The following is a 21,688-nucleotide window of genomic DNA, read 5'->3' on the forward strand; positions in this document are numbered from 1 at the left end:
GGCGCCGACCTGCTAGGCAAAAGTTGCCTGCGCGGCTGTTCGGCCCTGCAAAATCTGCCGAGTCGGGGTGTGGATAACAGATCTATAACGCTGTCTTTTCAGAAGCTTGTGCGATCAGGCAATTAATGCCGAGTTGGCGCCGGCCTTGCTGCAAACTCTGCCGGGCAAAAAGCCCCCGGCGGTCAGAAGCGACCCCCGGTTCCCTAAGAAAGGAACAGTCCGATGGGTCTGAACAGCGTCAATACGAACATCAGCGCCATGGCTGCGCTGCAAAACCTGAACTCCACCCAGAACCAGCTGGCGACCACGCAGAACCGGATCAACACCGGCCTGAAGGTGGGCAACGCCAAGGACAACGGCGCCGTCTGGGCCATCGCCCAGAACCAGCGCGCCACCTCGCAGTCGCTCGACTCGGTGAAGGAGTCGCTGCAGCGCGGCTCGTCGACCGTCGACGTGGCGATCGCCGCCGGCGAGAGCATCTCCGACCTGCTGCTGCAGATGAAGACCAAGGCGCTGTCCGCCTCGGACACGACGCTCGACACCAACAGCCGGATCGCGCTGAACGACGACTTCAAGTCGCTCCGCGACCAGATCCAGAAGGCCGTCGACAACGCCGAGTTCAACGGCGCCAACATGCTCAAGGCGACCGCCAGCAACCCGACGACGGTGATGGCGCTGGCCAACGCCGACGGCAACCAGTTCATCACCGTGCAATCCCAGGATCTGTCGCTGGGCAGCACGGCGCTGGGCGGCGTCACCGAGACCGCCTCGATCAGCACGCAGACTGACGCGCAGAACATGATCGCCACCGTCAACTCGGCGATCACCAACGTGTCGAGCGCGCTGTCGAAGCTGGGCACCGGCTCGAAGTCGCTGAACGCCCACATGGGCTTCGTCGGCAAGCTGCAGGACGCGATCGACGCCGGCGTCGGCAACCTGGTGGACGCGGACCTGGCGAAGGAAAGCGCGAAACTGCAGGCCTTGCAGACCAAGCAACAGCTTGGCTTGCAGGCGCTGTCGATCGCGAACCAGTCCTCGTCGAACGTGCTCGGCCTCTTCCGTTAAGGCCAAGGCCGCGCGGGCCCGTCCGGGCGCGCGCACGCCGGGCGGCGGGGAGGGCGACCTTCCCGCCGTTCGTGCTTCAGCGGGAGCGCTGACGCTTGGCGTCGGCGAGAGAGGACATGCAGAGCAAGGTTGCGCCCTACGCAGCCGCCCCGGACTCGACCTATGGTCGCCGGCGGCGCGCCGCCGCGCCGGCCTCGGCGCAGGTCGGCGACGGCGAGGTCTCGTCCGCAGAAGCGGACGTGCGTCTGGTCATCGAAGAGGACGAGGCGTCCGGGACCTGCGTCTACATCACCGTCGACCGCCGCACCGGCGAAGTCCTGGCGAAGTATCGTCGCGAACAGATCCTGCGGATGCGGGAAGACGCCGACTATTCCGCCGGCGGAGTGATCCGCACCAAGGCCTGATCGGGGCCCCTAGAAGTTAAGCGTCGTGGTTAACTAACCGCCCCGGAAGCCCGGCGGCGGCGCTTTTCGTTAACCTTTCGATAACCATGAAATTCCTAGCCTGCTTGGAAGCCCAAGCGACTCACACGAAGCGAGTCGGGCTCAGAACGACTAGGAGAATCCGTCATGTCGATCAGCGTGCACACGAACAAGTCGGCCCTGGTCGCGCTGCAGAATCTTAACAAGACCAACGACGAAATGGGCACGGTCCAAAGCCACATCAACACTGGCTTGAAGATCGCGAACGCCCGGGACAACGCCGCCGTTTGGTCGATCGCCCAGAACCAGCGCGCCGACATCGGCGCGCTCGGGGCGGTTAAGATGAGCCTCGACCGCGCCAACTCGATCGCCGAGGTCTCGATGGCCGCCGGCGAGTCGGTCTCCGACCTCCTGGTGCAGCTGAAGGAGAAGGTCGTCGCGGCGATGGACACCTCCATCGACGACGCCTCGCGCACCGCGCTGGACTCCGAATTCAAGTCGATCATCCGCCAGATCGGCCAGGTGACCGACAACGCCGCGTTCGACGGCGCGAACCTGCTGAACGGCCTGAGCGGCACGACGGGCGCCACCAGCATCCAGTTCCTCGCCAACGCGCAGGCCAGCTCCTACATCACGCTCTCGACCCAGGACATGACCCTGGGCCAGACGATCATCACCATTCCGCCGACCGCCTCGCTGGCGAGCGTGACCGCCGCCAGCGACGTGCTGGTCCTGCTGAACCAGTCGATCCTCAACGTGAACCAGTCGCTGGGCGCGCTGGGCTCGCAGGCCAAGCAGATCGAGTCGCACAGCGAGTTCGTTGGCAAGCTGACCGACACCCTGCAGACCGGGGTCGGCAACCTGGTCGACGCCGACCTCGCCAAGGAAAGCGCCCACCTGCAGGCCCTGCAGGTCCAGCAGCAGCTGGGCGCCCAGGCGCTGTCGATCGCCAACCAGGCGCCGCAGATGATCCTGCAGCTGTTCAAGGGCTGATGAGGCCGGCGCAAGGCTGGAGCGCGCCGGATGACCGCGTCGCCGGCGGGCGGATCTTGCCGACGCGTTAACGCGCTGGAAGCCGCGCTGCGGCTAGAAGCATCGGGCGGGCGTGCGTCCGCGGAGCGGGTGCGATGGTCATAGGCATCGATTCGACCCTCCTGCTGGGCTACTACCAGGCCAAGTCCGGCCTCGGGACGTCGTCCGCGGCGACAGGGACCGGGGCCGTGACCAACAAGGTCGCGCCGACCCCGCCGTGGCAGGCCCAGCTCACGCCTAAGCAGGTCAGCGCCAGCGTCACCGCCGCGCTCGCCGGCCGCAAGATCATCGACGAGAACGCCGCCCAGCTGGATCTGGCCGGAGCCGGGTCGGATTACCGCAAGCTGTTCGCCCTCTATCAGGGGATCGGCACGCTCAGCGAGCTGGCGAACCAGATCAAGGAGCCGGGGGTCAACAGCGGCGAGAAGAGCCGGCTGCAGCAGGTCTTCGCCAAGGGCATGACCGAGCTGCAGAACTACGTCGGCTCGGCGGACCTGGAAAAGCTGCGGCTGGCGTTCGGCGACGTCACCGCCAGCGAGAAGGCCAAGCTGACCGTCGCCAAGGCTCCCGACAAATACGTCACAGCGCCGATCGCCACCTCGACCAGCGAGCCGGTGCCCGCCTTCGAAGGCGACGTGAAGTTCAACATCCAGGTGACGCGGCTCAAGGAGACGTTCGACGTCGCCATCGACCTGTCGACGATGCCCGACCAGACCCGCAGCCTGCCGAACGTCATCAACTACATCAACGACCAGCTGAAGGCGGCCGGCGTCGACACCCGCTTCGGCACCGACCGGATTCCCGGCGAACCGAAGCAGATCAAGGCCGGCGCGCAGACGATCACCCTGCCGGCGGGGCCTGACCAGTGGGCGCTGAAGGTCACGGTCGGCCTGGCGGAGGAAGTCACCTTCTCCTCGCCGCAGTCGGCCGGCGCGGTCTATCTGGCGCAGGAGATCGGCGACGCGGACCCGGACCGCAACTCCAAGACCAACGACGGCACGATCCAGCAGCAGCTGCTGAAATTCCAGACCGACACCGACGCGCTCGACGCCCCGCCGCAGGCCTCCGGCCAGGCCAACTGGGTCGACGGCCGCGTGTTCGCCAAGAACCTGGACAGCAAGATCACCGCGGTCCGCGCCCAGGCGATGGGGCCGGACGGCTCGGTCTATATGCTGGCCGACGTCGGCGGGACGGTGAACGGCCAGACCATCAAGGGGGCCGACGACGTCGCCTTGCTGAAGTACGACGCCGCCGGAAACCTCATCTACACCCGCACCCTCGGGGCGGTGAGCGAGGCGACGGGCCTGGCGCTGGCGGTCTCCGACGACGGCAAGGTGGCGATCGCCGGCTCCGTGAAGGGTGAGCTGGAGGGGGCGACCGAGGGGGCGCTGAACTCCGGGACCACCGGCGGCTTTGCGGGGCTGACCGACAGCTTCGTCACCCTGTTCGACGAGGACGGCCAGGAGCTCTGGACCCAGCGCCGCGGCGCGCGGCAGGACGACCAGGTCAACCAGCTGGCGTTCGGGGCGGACGGCACCGTCTACGTCGCCGGGCAGGCCAAGTCGGCGATGCCGGGCGGCGGCGGGGCGCTGGGCGACTGGGACGGCTACGTCGAGGCCTTCGCCACCGATGAGCAGGACAAGGTCACCACTCTGTTCACCCAGACCTTCGGCGGCGAGGGCGGCGACAAGCCGAAGGGGCTGGTGGTCGACGGGACCAACGTGGTCGTCGCCAGCGTGGAGAACGGGCGCGCGGTGCTGCGCCGCTTCGACGTTTCGGGCGAAACGCCGGTCGAGCTCGCCAGCCGCGACCTGGGCGACCTGGAAGGCGGCGACATCGAGGGCCTGGCGCTCGACGCCAACGGCCAGCTGGTGCTGGTCGGGACCACCTCCAATCCGCAGCTCTCGGTCGATACGGTGACGAACCCCGCGGCCGGCGGTCAGGACGTCTTCGCCGCGCGGATCGCCAAGGACCTGAGCGTCAGCGCCAACGACCGCCTGGCCTATTACGGCGGCGCCGGCGACGACCGGGCGACCGCCATGGGCGTGGCGGACGGCGAAGTCTGGATCGCCGGGATCTCGAAGAGCGACCTGCCGGACCAGGCCCCGGTCGGCAAGCAGGACGGCTTCCTGACCAAGCTCGACATCAACACCGGCGCGGTCGCGTGGTCGCGGCGCTTCACCGGGGTCTCCGACCGCGCGGCGCCGAGCGCCATCGCCGTCGCCCCGCAGGGCGCCAGCGTGCTCGACCGGCTGGGCCTGCCGACCGGCAAGCTCAGCCTCGACGGCACCGAACAGATCACCGCGGTGAGCGCGGTCCGCCCGGGGGATCAGTTCACCGTCAAAAGCGGCGGCCTCACCAAGACGGTCACCATCGAGGCGGATGACACGCTCGATAACCTGGCGCTGAAGATCCGCCGGGCCTCGGGCTTCGCGGCGAAGGTCACCGTCTCGACCAACGTCGAAGGCCAGCGGACGCTGAAAATCGAGCCGGCGAGCAACACGGCGGTGATCGAGATCGGGGCAGGGAAGGGCGACACCAACGCGCTGCTGCAACTCGGCATCGCCGAAGGAGTGGTGCGCAACACCAAGAGCGACAAGGACGGCAAGTCGATCTCCGCCGACGGCAAGCCGAACATCTACGGGCTCGGGCTGCATACCGGCATCAACCTGTCGGACACGGACCAGATCAGCCACGCCCTGGCCGAGCTGGCCGCCGCCCAGGACGCGATCCGGCAGGCCTACAAGGACCTGGTGGCGGCGGCGACGCCCAAGTCGGCGCAGAACGCGGCGGCCGCGGCCGCCGCCGCGGGCAAGGCGCCGGCCTATATGACCAACCAGATCTCCAACTATCAGGCCGCGCTCGACCGCCTGACCGCCGGCTCGAGCTCCGGATCTACGACCGCCGGCCTGTTCGGCCTGTGACGGGTTGAAACCGGCGCAGCCGCAGTCTAGCGGGAGGTGATGGACCTCGCCCAACCCCGCCTGCGGCTCGCGCTCGGCGGCGCGCTCGCCGCGCTGATCGCGGGCGGGCTGATCGCCTTCGTCATGAGCCGCAGCCACCGCGGCGAGGAAACGCCGCCGCCGCCGGCGTCGCAGGGCGGGCTGATCATCGACTCCACCGGCGCGGGATTGGGCCACATCGACGCGGCCAAGCCGCTGCGCTGCTTCGTCGACGGCAAGTTCGTCGGCGACCTGACGCTGAAGGCCTGCGCCCAGCGCAACGGGGTGGCGACCGACGCGCTGGATGTCGGCCTGGATTCCTCCGGCGCGCTGGCGGCCAGCCAGGCCGGCGCGGCCGCCGTCACCCCCTTGCCGCCGGTCGCCGCTGCGACCGGCGCATGCTGGCGCTACGCCGACAACCAGTGGCGCAAGCTGCCCAGCGAGACGACGCTCAACGGCTGCGTCCAGGCGCTGTTCGCCGGGCGCTGCGAGGCGCCGGGCGGGGCGAGCTATGGCCGCTGGGCGCAGCAGACTCTGCGGCTGACCCCCGGCCGGGTGGAGATCTCGGCCGACAACCACAGCTTCCGCACCCTGGCCGACCAGGGACCGGGCTGCAGCATCCCGGGCGGGGCGGGCTGACGCCTGCGCAGTCGGCGTGTAGGGTCGCGGCCATGTCCCGCATCGCTTCGGCCGCCGCCCCTGTCGCCCTCGTCCTGTCGCTGGCCGCGCTCGGCGGCTGTCAGAAGCGGATCGAGCCGCCGGGCACCACCGGCGTCTGTTATCACGTGACCTTTAAGGGCGAGGAGCTGGTCTACCGCAAGCTGGTCGACGCTCCGAACCTTGAGACTTGCGCGGCGAATCTGGAGGCCATGCGCCTGAAGTTCCTGCGCATGGGCGGCAGCGCCCAGGAGATCCTCGGCGCCTACCAGGCCAACTTCCTGTTTATTCAGAAAACCGGGATCTTCAGCAGCACCTCGCTGCACGGTCCGCGTTACGTCGCCCTGGTGCGCACCGGCGACGGCCGGCTGGCCATTCCCGGCGCCATGCCGCAGCCGGCGCAGCGCTAGGCGGCCGGCGGTCGGCCACGCCTGCGCGGCCAAATGGCTGTGGACGGACGGGAACGCGCTGGAACGTAACCGGAACACAAGCTTGCCCAGGCGTTAACGACCCGTTAGCTTGCCGGCCAGGGCGAAGCGCCCGCAGCTACGGAAACTTTAGGACAGCGACATGGCGGGCAGCGTCAACAAGGTCATTCTGGTCGGCAATCTCGGCGCCGATCCGGAAATCCGCACTCTCAACTCCGGCGACCGCGTGGCCAACCTGCGCCTCGCCACCTCCGAAACCTGGCGCGATCGCGCCTCCGGCGAGCGCAAGGAGCGCACCGAGTGGCACCGGGTGGTGATCTTCAACGACAACCTGGTGAAGGTCGCCGAGCAATTTCTGCGCAAGGGCTCCAAGGTCTACGTCGAAGGCGCGCTGCAGACCCGCAAGTGGAGCGACCAGTCGGGCCAGGAGAAGTTCTCCACCGAGGTCGTACTGCAGAAATTCCGCGGCGAGCTGACCATGCTCGACGGCAAGGGTGAAGGCGGCGGCGGCGGCGGCGGCGGTGGCGATGACGGCTACGGCGGCGGCTACAGCGGCGGCGGCAGCGGCGGCTTCTCCTCCGGCCCGCGCCAGCAGAGCTCCGGCCCGCGCGAGGACTTCTCGGCCGACCTGGACGACGAGATCCCGTTCTAAATCACGGCCTGGAAGCCCAGGACATGCAAGCGGCCATTCCCCGGCGGGAATGGCCGCTTTTGTTTGGGCGTCTCGCCGTCTTTGGGCGTCTCGCCGTCTTTGGGCGTCTCGCCGTCAGGCGGCGTCGAGCCAGCTTTCCAGCGCGGCGACGCCGCCGTGCGGCTTGAACTCGATCGTGGCGCCGTCGTGCGCCCGCCGGAGTTTCGGCACGAACGACGGCTGGTAGATCAGCGCCGCATAGCGGAAGGCCTCGACCGGCGAGGCGAAGGCGGCGATCAGGTCGTGCCGCGGGCCGAGCACGTCGACGCGCAGCTCATCGCCCGGCTTGCGGTCTCGCATCTGCACAACTTGAAATTTCATCGTGGTTAAGCCTGGACGGGAGGTAGGCGTCCGGCCGGCCCGAAGCAATAGGGCCGGACGCCTCCGCGACCTCAGAATCGCGCGGTCAGCGACACCGCCACGTTCCGGCCCGGCTGGGTGTAGGCGTCGAGCACCGGCGAGGTCTGGCTGAGGCCGCGGACGTCGCTCCACCACCAGTAGGTCTTGTCGGTGATGTTGAAGACCCCGGCGCGCAGCGTCAGCTGGCGGGCCAGATTCCAGTAGGCGGTGGCGTCGAGCACCGTGAAGGCCGACGGGGTGAAACAGGTGGTCCCGCAGGTTCCGCCGGCCCGGTCCTGGGCCTTGCCCGCCGAATGGGTGGCGATCAGCTGGCCGCCGAACCGGTCGTCCGCATCGCGCCAGGATAGCCCGGCCACCGCCTTGAACGGATCGACGGTGTCGAGCGGGGTCTTCACGCCGCGGGTTTCCTGTGTGCCCCGGGCGTAGGCCGCCGCGACGTTCAGTCGGAAGCCGTGACCGAGCTCGGCCTGCGCACGCCCCTCCAGCCCGCGGATGCGCACCTGGTTGAGATTGACGAACTGATAGAGGCCCGGACTGGCGGCGGTGAAGTTGCGCGAGACCAGCACCTGGCTGATGAAGTTCCTGTACTCGCCGGTGAACGCCGTGGCGCTGGCCGCCCAGCGGTCGCCGCGCAGACGAACGCCGCCTTCGAAGGTCTGGCTGGTCTCCGGCTTGAGGTCTGGGTTGGAGATCGACCGGTAGTTGGACACCAGGTTGGCGAAGCCGTTGTTGACCTGGTTGGGGGCAGGGGCCTTGAAGCCCTCGGCGTAGTTGAAGAACAGCCCCGCCCAGTCGCGCGCCTGCCACACCAGGCCGAGCTTCGGCGACAGGTGCGACTTGCTCTGGCTGGCCGGGGCGGTCCCGGTGAACAGCGGGTCGCCGGTCTTCGGCTCCAGTTCGTAGTAGTCGTAGCGCAGCGCCGGATAGGCCCGCAGCGTCCCGTCGAGCACGCTGAGCTCGTCCTGCAGGAAGATGCCGGCCAGGGTGTAGTCGGTGGTCGGGAAGGCGCGGGTCGGGAAGGTCTCGCCGACCGGCGGCACGGTCCCGCCGCGGATGCCTTTCTGCTGGGTGGTCGAGAAGTCTCCGCCATAGACCAGCTGGTGGCCGACCGCGCCGGTCTGCCCAGCTACTTCAAAGACCTCGCCGTGCTGGAGGCGCCGGTCGACGGCCAGGGCACCTGGCGGCTGAGCAGCGGCGTGCGGCTCGGCCGCACCTCCAAGGTGATCCGCAAGGGCGAGGAATGGGTGTTTCTCGAGCCCGGCAAGCCGGTCCCCGCGGGGCAGACCCCGGCCGACATGCAGAGCATCACCCGGGCCGAGACCTATGTCAGCCGCGGCGCGCCGTCCGAGACGGCGCTCGCGCCGGTCGGCAGCGGTCTGGAGTTCCACGCCCTGACCCACCCCAACCGCATCTCGATCAATCAGGACGCCCGCTTCGAGGTGCTGATCGACGGCCGTCCGCTGCCCGGCCAGAAGATCGAGGTGATCCGCGCCGACGCCGAGGTCGACGGCGGCAAGCCGCAGGAAGTCGCCGCTGACGCTGCTGGGCGTTTTGTCGTCAGGGTGGACCGTCCAGGCGTCTACCTGGCCATGACCCGTCACCGGATCGCGCCGGCCGACGGCAAGCCTGGCCGAAGCCTGACCTACGCCCTGACGTTTGAAGCTGCGCAATAATGGAGAGAAAGTTGTTCAAGTTCCTGATCGCCCCGGCCGCGGCGCTGACCGTCGCCGGCTTCGCCGCGGAGGCGACCGCCGCCTCGCATAACCGCGACACCTTCGTTCGCGAGCAAGACCAGAACGGCGACGGCAAGGTCTCCAAGGCGGAGTACGACGCCGGCCGGTCGAAAGAGTTCGCGCGGATGGACGCCAACGGCGACGGCGGCCTGTCGCACGACGAGTACGTCAACGACTTCAAGGCGCGCCTGCCGGGCAAGCTGGAGACCGTGCCGGCCGATCGTCGCGACGAACAGCAGATGCGCGAGCTGCGCCAGGTCGAAGTCCGCTTCGGCGTGCTCGACACCGACAAGTCCGGCCAGATCACGCCGGTCGAATTCGACCGTTCGGGCTCGATGATGTTCACCCATCACGACACCAACAAGGACGGCTTCGTCAGCGCCGACGACCCCGTGGCGAAGGAAGACGGCGCCTGACCCTCGCGGCCTCCACCTTGAAGGCGGCCGCGCCGGCCGAGGCGCGCGCCGCCTCGGCCAAGCGGCGCCGGCTGTTCTGGATGCAGCAGCTGCGCCGCTGGCACTGGATCAGCTCGGCCGTCAGCCTGGCCGGGCTGCTGCTGTTCGCCGCCACCGGCATCACCCTCAACCACGCTGACGACATCGGGGCCGAGCCCCGGGTCGTCACCCGCCACGCCAACCTGCCGTCGGCGCTGGTCGCCGGCCTGGCCGTGGTTCCCGAGGAGGGGAAGGCGCCGCTGCCCGCGACGACGCGCGACTGGGTCGAGCAGACCCTGTCAGTCAAGGTCGCGGGCCGCGGCGCCGAGTGGTCGCCGGACGAGGCCTATGTCGCCCTGCCGCGGCCGGGCGGCGACGCCTGGCTGAGCATCGACCGACAGACCGGCGCGGTGGCCTACGAGCAGACCAGCCGTGGTCCGGTCGCGCTGCTCAACGACCTGCACAAGGGGCGCAACACCGGTCCGCTCTGGCAGGGCTTCATCGACGTCTTCGCCGGCGCCTGCCTGGTGTTCGCGGCCACCGGCCTGTTCCTGCTGCACCTGCACGTCGGGGCGCGGCCGCTGACCTAGCCGCTGGTGGCGCTGGGCTTTGCCGCGCCGGCGCTGATCGCCGTCGCTTTCCTGCACCTGCTGTGAGGTCTTCCGTGCGCGCTTCCTTCCGGCTCGTCACCCTGGGCTCGCTGGCCGCCGCCGCAGGCCCGGCCGCCGCCGCCGACCTGGTGCTGCAGTTCGACCTGCCGCGCCCGCCGGGACGCTGGGCCGGCTGACTGACCTGTGGGGCTTCGGGCCAGAGCCGTTCGGCGGCGCCCCGCCGGCGCCGGCCGCCGTGGCCGCGGCGAGCGAACAGGCCGGCTGGCGGCGGCTGGCCTGGGAGGACGGGCGGCTGCGCCAGCCCGGCGGCCTGGCGCTGGACCTCTGCGGGGTCGCCAAGGGCTATGCGGCGGACCTCGCCGGCGAAGCCATCGAGGCGCTGGGCGTGCGCTCCTACCTGCCTGGAGGTTGGCGGCGAAGTCCGCGGCTGCGGCATCAAGCCCGATGCGCAGCCCTGGTGGGTCGCCCTCGAACACCCGGAAGCGGACGACGAAGACCCGCTGCTGATCGCCGCCTGCGGCGTGGCCATCGCGACTTCCGGCGGCGCGCGCCGGCATTTCGAGCACGCCGGCCGCCGCTTCAGCCACACCCTCGACCCGGCGTCCGGCGAGCCGGTGCGCGAGACGGTGCTGGCGGCCACCGTGCTGCATCCGCGCTGTGCGTCCGCCGACGCCCTGGCCACGGCCCTGATCGTCATGGGCGCGGAACGGGCGCTGGCGTTCGCCGCGCGACGCGACCTGCCGGTGGTCCTGACCCTCGCCGGCGAGACCGGCCAGCGGCGCGTGCTCTCGCCCGCCGCGCAGGCGATGACCCTCGAAGACTGACCGGGCGAAGACTGACCGGGCGCCCGCGACCGGCGACGCATTGTCGCGCTCGGGACGCAAACCTGCCGCCGGACGCCGGCGAGTTGACGCCTTCCTCCTCAGAAGACCGAAGCCGATCTTAACCGATCAGCAGCGACCCCGGGCGTCCCCTTCAGGAGGGGCAAAGCCGAAGGCGCGGGCGCTGGCGGCGGCGTACGGCGCGGCCTGACCGGAGGCGTCGCGGCGGCCCCCGGTGTATCGTCACGCGAGCTTGACGCCATTGGCAGGGCGGGCCTTCCAATGGCCGCGGGCTTCGCCTTCGGAACTTCCGGCCCGGAACCGGCTGGAAGCGGGACCGTTATCGAGGGGGAAGTGGGGGTGTGCGTGTTGAACAGCCTGGGGTCCGGAAGCCGGAAGATGAGTTTGCGCGCCTACGGTATCGGCCGGGAGATCCGGCGGTGAGTTCCGAGCGCCAGGCCCCGACCTTCGAGCAACTCATCGAAGCCGTTGGCGACGTCGCCATCTACATGCTCGATCTCGAAGGCCGCGTGGTGAGCTGGAGCCCGGCGGCCGCGCGGATCAATGGCTGGCGGCGCGAAGACGTCGAAGGCCAGTCCTTCCGCCGATTTTTCACCCCGGAGGACCAGGACGCCGGTCTGCCCGGGTGCTGGAGCGGGCGCGCGCCGATGGCCGCTTCGAGTGCGAGGGCTGGCGGCTGCGCAAGGACGGCTCGCGCCTCTGGGCGCAGGCTTCGACCCATGCGATCCGCGGCGACGATGGGACGCTGGTCGGCTTCGCCAAGACCACCCGGGACATGACCGAACAGCGGGCCGCTCAGCAGGCGCTGCTCGAGAGCGAGCGGCGGTTCCGCTACCTGGTCGAGGGCGTCGTCGACTACGCCATCTACATGCTCGACGTGAACGGCGTCGTGACCAACTGGAACCGCGGCGCGGAGCGCGCCAAGGGCTATCGGGCCGACGAGATCGTCGGCAAGCACTTCAGCGCCTTCTACATGCCGGAGGATCGCAGCGGCGGGCTGCCTGCGCGCGCGCTCGAGCAGGCGCAGCGGGAGGGACGCTGGGAGGCCGAGGGCTGGCGGCTGCGCAAGGACGGGACGCGCTTCTGGGCCTCGGTGGTGATCGACGCCATCCACGACGACGAAGGGCGGCACATCGGCTTCGCCAAGATCACCCGCGACATCTCGCACCGGAAGGCGGCGGAGGAGGCTTTGGCGCAAAGCGAGCGGCAGTTCCGCATGCTCGTGGCCGGCGTCGTCGACTACGCCCTGATCATGCTCGATCCCAACGGGATCATCACCAACTGGAACGCCGGCGCCCAGCAGATCAAGGGCTACACCGCCGAGGAGATCCTCGGCCAGCATATGAGCGTCTTCTATACCGCGCCGGACCGTGCGGCCGGCGTTCCGATAAAGGCGCTGCAAACCGCCATCGACCACGGCCGTTACGAGGCCGAAGCCTGGCGCGTGCGCAAGGACGGCAGCCTGTTCTGGGCCAACGTCGTGCTCGACGCCGTCCGCGACGAGACCGGCGAGCTCGTCGGCTTCGCCAAGATCACCCGCGACATCACCGAGCGGCGCAACGCCCAGCTGGAGCTGCATCGGGCGCACGAGCGCCTCGCCCAGGCCCAGAAGATGGAGGCCATGGGGCAGCTGACCGGCGGGGTCGCCCACGACTTCAACAACCTGCTGATGGTGGTCAGCGGCCAGGCGCAGCTGCTGCGGCGGCGGATCGGCGACGATCCGCGCGCGCGCAAGGCGCTCGACGCGGTCGACGCCTCGACCCGGCGCGGCCAGGAGCTGACCCGTCAGCTGCTCGCCTTCGCCCGCCGCCAGCGGCTGAATCCGGTGGCGCTGTCGCTCCATGAGCGGGCGGGGACGCTGCGCGACCTGATGAAAGCCAGCCTTGGCGGCGCGGTCCAGCTGAAGACTGAAATTCCCGCCGCGGTCTGGCCGGTCGAGGTCGACGCCGGCGAGTTGGAGCTCGCGCTGCTGAACCTGGCGGTCAATGCGCGCGACGCCATGCCGTCCGGCGGAACGCTCGTGCTTTCGGCGCGGAACGTCACCCTGCGGCCCGGGGAGGCCGGACCGGATCTCGAGGGCGAGTTCGTCGCCGTGACCGTGCGCGACACCGGCGTCGGCATTCCGCGGGACATCCTGCCGCGGGTCTTCGAGCCCTTCTTCACCACCAAGGACGTGAACCGCGGGACCGGCCTCGGCCTCTCGCAGGTGTACGGCTTCGTCGAACAGTCCGGCGGCCGGGTGACGGTCTCCAGCGACCTGGGCGCCGGAACCAGCTTCACCCTCTACCTTCCGCGCACCGGCAAGGCTGTCGAGATGCTTCGCCCGGCCACGGAAGCCGAGGCGCCGCGGGGCGCCCGGGTGCTGGTGGTGGAGGACAATCCCGATGTGGCCGAGGTGGCGGCGGGGTTGCTGGAGCAGCTCGGCAGCCGTCCGCGCGTGGTGAGCAGCGCCGACGCCGCGCTGCGGGCCTTGCGCAGCGGCGAGCGGCCGGATGTCCTCTTCAGCGACATCGTCATGGCCGGCGAGATGGACGGCCTGACGCTGGCCCGGCGGGTGCGCGCCGAATGGCCGGACCTGCCGATCCTGCTGACGACCGGCTACAGCCAGAACGCTGAGAACGTCGCCAAGGAGTTCACCATCCTGCCCAAGCCCTACGAGCTGCCGGATCTGAACCGGGCGCTGGGCTCGGTGCTCGCGACCCCGTCCGAGGCGGCGGAGGTCGGTCGTTAGAGCGAATTGGGCTCTACGGCGCGCGCCCTAGGCGTCGGGCTTTTCGGGGCAGGTGTCGCCGATCCGCACGGCCTCGGTCGAGGCGCGGCCGCTCACCGGGATGCCGGCCAGCTCGGTCGCGAGGGTGGCGGTGATCTTGAAGCTGGTCGGCGTATAGACCCCTTCGCCGGCGACCTTGATCTTGCCGCCGCCGCCCTTGCGCTTCACGCAGGCGCCCGACATCCGGATCACGCCATTCTCGATGACCTTGGTCGGATAGGTGCAGTCGTAGTGGCGGTTGCTGGGCCCGGCGAGGAACTTGTCGACGTCCGCCGGCGTCAGGCAGCGGCGCTCCACCGACTTGGTGCGGATCGGCGACAGCACGCGATTGGTCGATTCCCAGTAGCCGGGCCGGATCGGGCTGTCGTCGACCGGCGGCCGGGCCGCGGCCGGCGCGGCGACGGCCAGGAGGGCGAGCAGGGGCAGGATCGGTTTCATAAGGTCTCTGGAAATCAGTCTGGCGCGACTCTGCCGCAGGTTTTGTGAACCGCCGTTCAACGGCCGGGGAGACCTGCGTTCATGCGTCGGGTTCGGCGACCCGCGCCTGGTAGGCGGCCAGCACCTGCGCGCCGGCTTCGTCGTAGAAGAACGGCAGGAAGGCGAAGCGGCGGCCGGCGGTGACCCGGGTGGCTTCGTGCAGCAGGCCGCAGGCGAAGACGCAGGCCGCGCCGAGCGGCGGCCGGTAGACGGCGCGGCTGAACTCCGGAAACCGCAGGTCGCCGCCGTCGAAGTCGTCGTTGAGGTTGATCGAGCCGGCGAACTTGCGGTGCGCGGTCTGGTAGGTGGTGTTGTCGCGGTGTGCGTGGAACACCCCACCGTCCTCGGCCGAATAGCAGCTGACCAGGTAGCGCTCGATGCGGGTGGCCTGGAAGCCGAAGCCGCGTTCGATCTGCGGAAACAGGCGGTTCTCCAGCCGTTCACGGATCTCGGCGACCAGCGCCGGATCTTCAATCACCACGTCGCGGCGGCGCTTCAGCTCGTCCATCACATAGGCGGTGCGGTCGCCGCGGTCGCGCATCACGCCGGTGGGCGCGCCCTGGGTTTCCGCATGCAACGCGACCAGCCGGCGGCAGAGCTCGGGTTCGAAGATCCGTGGGGCGATCAACACCGGAGCGTGGGTCGCGACCCCGGCGTGCTCGGCGGGCGGGGGCAGGGCGGCGAGGGCGGCGAACACCGCGTCAGCGTCGGCGAGCTCGAAGCTGTGCAGCAGGCGCAGCGTCGGATCGAGCAGCATCCAGGTAGGCGGTTCGCCGCCGGCCGGCGCGAACTGGGCGCTGACCGCGCCGTCGAGGTCCAGCACCCAGCGGATCCCGACCATGTCCTGGGCCCCGGCCGCGGTCTGCGGGTCCCGCACCACGGCGAAGGCCGAGGCCCGGGCGTCGTCGAACATCGCCCGGTGCGTCGCCAGCGCCTGCAAGGCGGCTAGGCGCGCGGCGTCCGCTTTCGGCAGAAAGGCCAGCAGCACGTAGCGTCCGGCGACGCTGTCGAAGGTGAATTCCGGGTTGGACGGCGTGACGCCACGGAACCAGGGGGCGGGCTCGCCGGGCTGGAGGGACATGCAACTAGGGACCTTCAGGCGGCTCGTCTCGCGCGCACGACCGCGCGAACGTTGTGACCCCCGCCTTCGTAATGCTATCAACGAGGCTACATAACCAGTCCGATTCTCAGGGCAAATCCCACCCTTGACCGACACAATCACCCCGCCGGAACACGGGCGTGGGGGCATCGCCCCTATCGCTATCGAAGACGAGCTGAAGCGCTCGTACCTCGACTACGCCATGAGCGTGATCGTGAGTCGCGCTTTGCCCGACGTCCGCGACGGTCTCAAGCCCGTTCACCGGCGCATCCTGTTCTCGATGAACGAGCAGGGGCACACGCCTGACCGCAGCTATGTGAAGTCCGCCCGCGTGGTCGGTGACGTGATGGGTAAGTATCACCCGCACGGCGACGTCGCGATCTACGACACCATGGTGCGGATGGCCCAGCCCTTCTCCATGGGGCTGCTGCTGATCGACGGTCAGGGCAACTTCGGCTCGGTGGACAACGATCCGCCGGCGGCCATGCGCTATACCGAAAGCCGCATGACCAAGGCCGCCATGTCGATCCTGGCGGATCTCGACAAGGACACGGTCGACTTCAAGGACAACTACGACGGCTCCGAGCGAGAGCCGGTGGTGCTGCCCTCGCGGATCCCGAACCTGCTGGTCAACGGCGCCGGCGGCATCGCCGTCGGCATGGCGACCAACATTCCGCCGCACAACTTGGGCGAAATCGTCGACGCCTGCTTGGCCTATGTCGACAATCCCGAGGTCACCCTCGAGGACCTGCTCGACATCGTGCCGGGTCCAGACTTCCCGACCGGCGGCGAGATCATCGGCCGGACGGGCGCGCGCAATGCGCTGATGACCGGGCGCGGCTCGGTGGTGATGCGCGGCAAGGCCTCGGTCGAGGAGATCCGCAAGGATCGCGAAGCCATCGTCATCACCGCGATCCCGTATCAGGTGAACAAGGCTGGCCTGGTCGAGCGGATCGCCGAGCTGGTGCGCGAGAAGCGTATCGAGGGCGTCGGCGACCTGCGAGACGAGAGCGACCGCCAGGGCATGCGCATCGTCGTCGAGCTGAAGCGCGACGCCAGCGCCGAGGTGCTGCTCAACCAGCTCTACCGCTACACGCCGCTGCAGACCTCGTTCGGGGTCAACATGCTGGCGCTGAACCGCGGCCGGCCGCTGCAGATGGGCCTGCGCGAGATGGTCACCGCCTTCGTGGATTTCCGCGAAGAGGTCGTCGTCCGGCGCACCAAGTTCGAGCTCGGCAAGGCGCGCGACCGCGGTCACGTCTTGGTCGGTCTGGCGATCGCCGTCGCCAACATCGACGAGTTCATCCACATCATCCGCTCCTCCAAGGACCCGACGGAGGCGCGCGAACGCCTGGTCGCCCGCGACTGGCCGGCCGGCGACATGCTGCCGCTGGTCGAGCTGATCGCCGATCCGCGCACGGTGGTCGTGGACGGCGTGCAGATCCGGCTGACGGACGAGCAGGCCCGCGCCATCCTGGCGCTGACCCTGTCGCGCCTGACCGGTCTCGGCCGGGACGAGATCTTCGGCGAGGCCCGCACCCTGGCCGACGCGATCAGCGGCTACCTGGAGATCCTGGCTTCGCGCGAGAAGATCATGGGGATCGTCCGCGACGAGCTGGTCGAGGTGAAGACCAACTTCGCCGTCCCGCGCCGCACCGAAATCGTCGAGGGCGACGCCGACGTCGAGGACGAGGATCTGATCCCGCGCGACGACATGGTCATCACCGTGACCCACGGCGGCTACGTGAAGCGTACGCCGCTGGCGACCTACCGCACCCAGCACCGGGGCGGGAAGGGCCGCTCCGGCATGCAGACCAAGGAAGAGGACGCCGTCACCCGGGTGTTCTCGGCCAACACCCACACGCCGATGCTGTTCTTCTCGTCGGGCGGCAAGGCCTACCAGCTGAAGGTCTGGCGCCTGCCGGTCGGCACGCCGACGTCGCGCGGCAAGGCCTTCGTGAACCTGCTGCCGATCGAGACCGGCGAGAGCATCACCTCGATCCTGCCGCTGCCCGAGGACGAGGCGACCTGGGATCAGTACGACGTGATGTTCGCCACCCGCTCGGGGAACGTCCGCCGCAACAAGCTCAGCGACTTCATCGGCATCAAGCGCAACGGCAAGATCGCCATGAAGCTCGACGAAGGCGACTCGATCGTCGGCGTCGGGGTCTGCAACGCCGATCAGAACGACATCCTGCTGACCACGGCGCTCGGCCGCTGCATCCGCTTTGCGGTGGATGAGGTGCGGGTCTTCGCCGGCCGGGATTCGACCGGGGTCCGCGGCATCCGCCTGGCGGCCGGCGACAGCGTCATCTCGATGGCGATCCTGCGCTCGGTCGAGGCCACCGCCGACGAGCGCGCGGCCTATGTGAAACAGGCCAACGCCAACCGTCGGGCCGCATTGGGCGAAGGTGAAGAGGTCGAAGACGTCGTGGCGGCCGAGGACGAGGAAGAGGTGGCCGGCGACGCCGCGCTGTCGCTCGAACGCTTCGCCCAGCTCGGCGCGGCCGAAGAGGTGATCCTCACGGTCTCCACCGAAGGCTACGGCAAGCGGACCTCGGCCTACGAGTTCCGGCGCACCGGCCGCGGCGGGCAGGGCCTGCTGGCCCAGGACCTGACCAAGCGCGGCGGCCGCCTTGCGGCCTCCTTCCCGGTGGACGAAGGCGACCAGATCCTGCTGGTCACCGACCAGGGGCAGCTGATCCGCACGCCGGTGACCCAGGTGCGCATGGTCGGCCGCAACACCTCGGGCGTGATCATCTTCCGCACCGGCGCCGACGAGCACGTGGTTTCGGTCGATCGCCTGGCCGACAACGGCGAGGCGGACGACGACATCGGGCCTGAAGCCGAAGCCGTTGAGACGCCGGAAGGCTAAGTCCGGATGGCGCAGGGGGGGATGATCGGGTCGCTGCTGGCGCGAATGGTGAAGGTCGGCGACCTCACCGTGAAGCTTCCCGGCGGCCGCGAACACCGGGCCGGCGACGGCAGCGGGCCGGCGGTGGTGATCCGCCTGAACCGCGCCGGCCTTCGCCGGCTGGTCGCCAACCCCGGCCTCGGGCTCGCCGAGGCCTATATGGACGAGGACCTAGTCCTCGAGCGGGGCGACATCTGGGAGCTGCTGGAGATCGTCGGCCGCAGCGGCGGCCGCGGTCCGAAGGGGCGGGGCACCTGGGCCAAGCGGACCAAGAAGGCGGTCAAGCGCCGCATCCAGCAGGCCAACGACCGGGTGGCCTCGCGCCGCAACGTCGCCCACCACTACGACCTGTCCAACGACTTCTACCGGCGTTGGCTGGACGCGGACATGCAGTACTCCTGCGCCTACTTCGCGCGTCCGGACATGACGCTGGAGGAGGCGCAGGTCGCCAAGAAGCGGCATCTGGCGGCCAAGCTGCTGTTGCAGCCGGGGCAGCGGGTGCTGGACATCGGCTCCGGCTGGGGCGGCCTGTCGATGACCCTCGCCGGCGAGTACGGGGCGAACGTGCTCGGCGTCACGCTCTCGACCGAGCAGCTCAAGCTGGCGCGTGAGCGCGTCGAGGCCGCCGGCCTGACCGACAAGGTCCGCTTCGAGCTGCAGGACTATCGCGACGTCGCCGGGCCCTTCGACCGCATCGTCTCGGTCGGCATGCTGGAGCACGTCGGCGCGCCGAACCTGCGCAAGTACTTCGAGACCGTGAAGCGGCAACTGGCCGACGACGGGGTGGCGGTGATCCACAGCATCGGGCGGATGACCCCGCCGGCGCTGACCAACGCCTTCACCCAGAAGTACATTTTCCCCGGCGGCTACATCCCGGCGATGTCGGAAGTCACCAAGGCGATCGAGGACGCCGGCCTGTGGATCACCGACGTCGAGGTGCTGCGGCTGCATTATGCGGAGACCGCGAAGGTCTGGCGGCAGCGCTTCCTGGCGGATCCGGAGATCCCGACGCTCTATGACGGCCGGTTCCGCCGGATGTGGGACTTCTACCTGGCCGGCGCCGAGCTTGGCTTCCGCTATGGCACGCACATGGTGATGCAGTTCCAGTTGTCGAAGCGACTGGAGACCTTGCCGGTGACGCGCGACTACCTCGCGGGGTCCTAAAGCGGTTGCAGCGGCGGGCCCGCGCTCGCTCTTCAGAAGATTAGTCTTGCAAGACGGCTCCCGCGCGGCGAAAGCCGATGCATGGGAGTTGGGGGAACCCGCCGTATGACCCGCACTGGCCTTTATCCGGGCACGTTCGATCCGATCCACAACGGGCACACCGACATCATCGGTCGCGCCGCGAAACTGGTCGACCGGCTCGTGCTTGGCGTGGCGATCAATGCCGGCAAGGGGCCGCTGTTCGACCTGGACGAACGGGTGGCCATCGTCGAGGAGGCCGTGGCGCCGCTTCGGCGCGGGACCTTCGAGATCGTCGTCCAGCCGTTCGAAGGCCTGACCATGCACTTCGCCCGCGAAGTCGGCGCGAGCGTCATCGTCCGCGGCCTGCGGGCGGTGGCCGACTTCGAGTTCGAGTTCCAGATGACGGCGATGAACCAGCAGCTCGACCGCGACATCGAGACGGTCTTCTTCATGGCCGACCCGCGCCACCAGGCGATCGCCTCGAAGCTGGTGAAGGAAATCGCCCAGCTCGGCGGCGACGTGAGCAATTTCGTCAGCCCGGGCGTCGCCGATCGCCTGCTGAAAAAGGTCGGTCGCGTCTAACGCGACGGCCGAGCTTTTTTCTGGCGCGCCGGGCTGGCCTGAGGCGGCCTCGCCCGATACGAGTACGCCCCATGAAATCAGTCCTGCTGGCGACCGCGCTGGCCGCGTTCGCCTCCCTTTCCGTCCCCGCGCTCGCCGCGGCGCCGGCCGCTGCGCCCGTCGTCGCCGCGCCGGGTCCCGCCGACTGGCGCACCCCCGATCCCAACGATGTGCTGGTGATCGACACCAACAAGGGCCGCATCCTTGTCGAGCTGGTGCCCGAGGTCGCGCCGCAGTTCGTCAGCCGCGTGCGCGAGCTGGCGCACGCGCATTTCTATGACGGCCTGACCTTCTTCCGGGTCATCGACGAGTTCATGGCCCAGACCGGCGATCCGCAGAACAACGGCCAGGGCGGCTCGGACAAGCCGGACCTGCCGGCCGAGTTCTTCTTCCGCCGCGGCGCCGACGGGCCGTTCGTCCCCGCTGGCGACCAGGGCTCGTCCGAGCTCGGCTTCATCAAGTCGCTGCCGGTGATGAGCCAGAGCATGATGCTGGCGCCGATGACCCGCGACGGCATGGTCCAGGCCTGGGCGCTCTACTGCCCCGGCGTGGCCGGCGCGGCGCGCGCCGACAATCCGAATTCGGCCAACAGCCAGTTCTTCCTGATGCGGGCGAAGTATCCGCGGCTGGAGCGGAACTACACCGGCTTCGCCCGCGTGATCGCCGGCCAGGAGGTGGTGCGCGCGATCAAGACCGGCGAGCCTGTGGCCGATCCGCAGGACCGTATGGAACGCGTGCGGCTGCTCGCCGATTTGCCCCCCGCGGAGCGTCCGACGATCAAGGTGATCGATCCGAACGGGCCGTGGTTCAAAGCTGAACTCGCCCGTGTGCGGGCGCGAGAAGGGGCCGGTTTCTCGGCCTGCGACGTGAACATCCCTTCAGAGGTGAAATGATGGCCCAAGATCCCGAGAATTTCCTGATCGTGACGCTCGAGAGCGGGCCGGTCGTGATCAAGTTGCGCCCCGACGTGGCGCCGGGCCACGTCGCCCGCATCAAGGAACTTGCGCGCGAAGGCTTCTACGACGGCATCGTCTTCCACCGCGTGATCCCGGGCTTCATGGCCCAGGGCGGCGACCCGAGCGGCACCGGCTCGGGCGGCTCGAAGAAGCCGAACCTGAACGCCGAGTTCTCGGAAGTCCCGCACGTCCGCGGCGTCTGCTCGATGGCCCGCACGCCGAACCCGAACTCGGCCAACAGCCAGTTCTTCATCTGCTTCGACAACGCCACCTTCCTCGACCGCCAGTACACGGTCTGGGGCGAGGTCGTCTCCGGCATGGAGCACGTCGACGCCCTGCCGAAGGGCGAGCCGCCGCGCGACCCGGGCAAGATCGTCAGCATGAAGGTCGCGGCCGACGTGCCGAACGCGGCCGACCTGCTGCCGTAAGTCTCAAGCGCCCTCCCCGAG

The 21,688-nt window shown here is 69.2% G+C and carries 22 protein-coding genes and 2 pseudogenes; 20 read left to right on the plus strand and 4 right to left on the minus strand.

Annotated features, from left to right (window positions below):
- Positions 1-222 precede the first annotated feature (222 nt).
- From ACSQ14_RS08370 to ACSQ14_RS08400, 7 genes are all read left to right on the plus strand, one after another.
- Complete coding sequence (locus tag ACSQ14_RS08370) at positions 223-1,065, plus strand: flagellin (RefSeq protein ID WP_436011595.1); 843 nt, start codon at positions 223-225, stop codon at positions 1,063-1,065.
- 116 nt (positions 1,066-1,181) lie between these two features.
- Positions 1,182-1,469 carry a hypothetical protein gene (locus ACSQ14_RS08375; RefSeq protein WP_436011597.1) on the plus strand — a complete coding sequence of 96 codons (288 nt, stop codon included), beginning with the start codon at positions 1,182-1,184 and terminating at the stop codon, positions 1,467-1,469.
- A 165-nt stretch (positions 1,470-1,634) separates the two neighbouring features.
- Positions 1,635-2,480, plus strand: a complete 846-nt coding sequence (locus ACSQ14_RS08380) for a flagellin (RefSeq protein WP_436011599.1) — start codon at positions 1,635-1,637, stop codon at positions 2,478-2,480.
- Positions 2,481-2,614: 134 nt separating this feature from the next.
- On the plus strand, positions 2,615-5,443 hold the full coding sequence (locus ACSQ14_RS08385; RefSeq protein WP_436011601.1) for a hypothetical protein: 2,829 nt from the start codon (positions 2,615-2,617) through the stop codon (positions 5,441-5,443).
- 39 nt (positions 5,444-5,482) lie between these two features.
- Positions 5,483-6,100, plus strand: a complete 618-nt coding sequence (locus tag ACSQ14_RS08390; RefSeq protein WP_436011603.1) for a hypothetical protein — start codon at positions 5,483-5,485, stop codon at positions 6,098-6,100.
- A 32-nt stretch (positions 6,101-6,132) separates the two neighbouring features.
- Complete coding sequence (locus tag ACSQ14_RS08395) at positions 6,133-6,528, plus strand: hypothetical protein (RefSeq protein ID WP_436011605.1); 396 nt, start codon at positions 6,133-6,135, stop codon at positions 6,526-6,528.
- A gap of 160 nt (positions 6,529-6,688) precedes the next feature.
- On the plus strand, positions 6,689-7,198 hold the full coding sequence (locus tag ACSQ14_RS08400) for a single-stranded DNA-binding protein (protein ID WP_436011607.1): 510 nt from the start codon (positions 6,689-6,691) through the stop codon (positions 7,196-7,198).
- A 114-nt stretch (positions 7,199-7,312) separates the two neighbouring features.
- Here the strand turns inward: ACSQ14_RS08400 and ACSQ14_RS08405 are convergent, their stop codons facing one another.
- Together ACSQ14_RS08405 and ACSQ14_RS08410 are read right to left on the minus strand one after the other, a co-directional pair.
- The gene (locus ACSQ14_RS08405) at positions 7,313-7,558 is read right to left on the minus strand and encodes a hypothetical protein (protein ID WP_436011609.1); all 246 of its coding nucleotides are present in this window, start codon (positions 7,556-7,558) and stop codon (positions 7,313-7,315) included.
- Positions 7,559-7,629: 71 nt separating this feature from the next.
- Positions 7,630-8,769, minus strand: a complete 1,140-nt coding sequence (locus tag ACSQ14_RS08410; protein ID WP_436015385.1) for a TonB-dependent receptor domain-containing protein — start codon at positions 8,767-8,769, stop codon at positions 7,630-7,632.
- Here ACSQ14_RS08410 and ACSQ14_RS08415 point away from each other — a divergent pair.
- The 8 genes and pseudogenes from ACSQ14_RS08415 (at position 8,698) to ACSQ14_RS08450 (ending at position 13,948) form a co-directional block, all read left to right on the plus strand.
- On the plus strand, positions 8,698-9,270 hold the full coding sequence (locus ACSQ14_RS08415; protein ID WP_436011611.1) for a DUF4198 domain-containing protein: 573 nt from the start codon (positions 8,698-8,700) through the stop codon (positions 9,268-9,270). The two genes, ACSQ14_RS08410 and ACSQ14_RS08415, sit on opposite strands and share 72 nt — an antisense overlap.
- Positions 9,271-9,281: 11 nt before the next feature.
- Complete coding sequence (locus ACSQ14_RS08420) at positions 9,282-9,746, plus strand: EF-hand domain-containing protein (RefSeq protein ID WP_436011613.1); 465 nt, start codon at positions 9,282-9,284, stop codon at positions 9,744-9,746.
- Positions 9,747-9,763: 17 nt separating this feature from the next.
- Positions 9,764-10,354, plus strand: coding sequence for a PepSY-associated TM helix domain-containing protein (locus tag ACSQ14_RS08425; protein ID WP_436011615.1), 591 nt, complete (start codon positions 9,764-9,766; stop codon positions 10,352-10,354).
- A 74-nt stretch (positions 10,355-10,428) separates the two neighbouring features.
- The gene (locus ACSQ14_RS08430) at positions 10,429-10,551 is read left to right on the plus strand and encodes a hypothetical protein (RefSeq protein WP_436011617.1); all 123 of its coding nucleotides are present in this window, start codon (positions 10,429-10,431) and stop codon (positions 10,549-10,551) included.
- A 5-nt stretch (positions 10,552-10,556) separates the two neighbouring features.
- Positions 10,557-10,709, plus strand: a pseudogene (locus tag ACSQ14_RS08435) (FAD:protein FMN transferase); the annotation flags it as partial.
- A 10-nt stretch (positions 10,710-10,719) separates the two neighbouring features.
- Complete coding sequence (locus tag ACSQ14_RS08440) at positions 10,720-11,199, plus strand: FAD:protein FMN transferase (protein ID WP_436011619.1); 480 nt, start codon at positions 10,720-10,722, stop codon at positions 11,197-11,199.
- Positions 11,200-11,636: 437 nt separating this feature from the next.
- Positions 11,637-11,816, plus strand: a pseudogene (locus ACSQ14_RS08445) (PAS domain S-box protein); the annotation flags it as partial.
- A gap of 26 nt (positions 11,817-11,842) precedes the next feature.
- Positions 11,843-13,948, plus strand: coding sequence for a PAS domain S-box protein (locus ACSQ14_RS08450; RefSeq protein ID WP_436011621.1), 2,106 nt, complete (start codon positions 11,843-11,845; stop codon positions 13,946-13,948).
- A 27-nt stretch (positions 13,949-13,975) separates the two neighbouring features.
- Here ACSQ14_RS08450 and ACSQ14_RS08455 read toward each other — a convergent pair whose 3' ends face one another.
- Positions 13,976-14,425, minus strand: coding sequence for a DUF3617 domain-containing protein (locus ACSQ14_RS08455; RefSeq protein ID WP_436011623.1), 450 nt, complete (start codon positions 14,423-14,425; stop codon positions 13,976-13,978).
- Between the two features lie 79 nt (positions 14,426-14,504).
- Positions 14,505-15,545, minus strand: a complete 1,041-nt coding sequence (locus ACSQ14_RS08460) for a 2OG-Fe(II) oxygenase (protein WP_436011625.1) — start codon at positions 15,543-15,545, stop codon at positions 14,505-14,507.
- Between the two features lie 124 nt (positions 15,546-15,669).
- Between ACSQ14_RS08460 and gyrA the strand changes: the two genes are divergently transcribed.
- The 5 genes from gyrA (at position 15,670) to ACSQ14_RS08485 (ending at position 21,667) form a co-directional block, all read left to right on the plus strand.
- A complete protein-coding gene (gene gyrA / locus ACSQ14_RS08465) occupies positions 15,670-18,438 on the plus strand; it encodes a DNA gyrase subunit A (RefSeq protein WP_436011627.1) in 2,769 nt (922 codons plus the stop codon).
- A 21-nt stretch (positions 18,439-18,459) separates the two neighbouring features.
- Positions 18,460-19,641 (plus strand): class I SAM-dependent methyltransferase, encoded by a 1,182-nt coding sequence (locus ACSQ14_RS08470; RefSeq protein ID WP_436011630.1) that lies wholly within the window; start codon positions 18,460-18,462, stop codon positions 19,639-19,641.
- 105 nt (positions 19,642-19,746) lie between these two features.
- The gene (gene coaD / locus ACSQ14_RS08475) at positions 19,747-20,244 is read left to right on the plus strand and encodes a pantetheine-phosphate adenylyltransferase (protein WP_436011632.1); all 498 of its coding nucleotides are present in this window, start codon (positions 19,747-19,749) and stop codon (positions 20,242-20,244) included.
- A 71-nt stretch (positions 20,245-20,315) separates the two neighbouring features.
- Positions 20,316-21,176 (plus strand): peptidylprolyl isomerase, encoded by an 861-nt coding sequence (locus tag ACSQ14_RS08480; RefSeq protein ID WP_436011634.1) that lies wholly within the window; start codon positions 20,316-20,318, stop codon positions 21,174-21,176.
- A complete protein-coding gene (locus tag ACSQ14_RS08485) occupies positions 21,176-21,667 on the plus strand; it encodes a peptidylprolyl isomerase (RefSeq protein ID WP_436011636.1) in 492 nt (163 codons plus the stop codon). The genes ACSQ14_RS08480 and ACSQ14_RS08485 overlap by 1 nt, the downstream gene beginning before the upstream one ends.
- Positions 21,668-21,688: the final 21 nt, after the last annotated feature.

It is taken from the genome of Phenylobacterium sp. LjRoot219 (genome assembly GCF_964252995.1).
Taxonomy (GTDB): Bacteria; Pseudomonadota; Alphaproteobacteria; order Caulobacterales; family Caulobacteraceae; genus Phenylobacterium.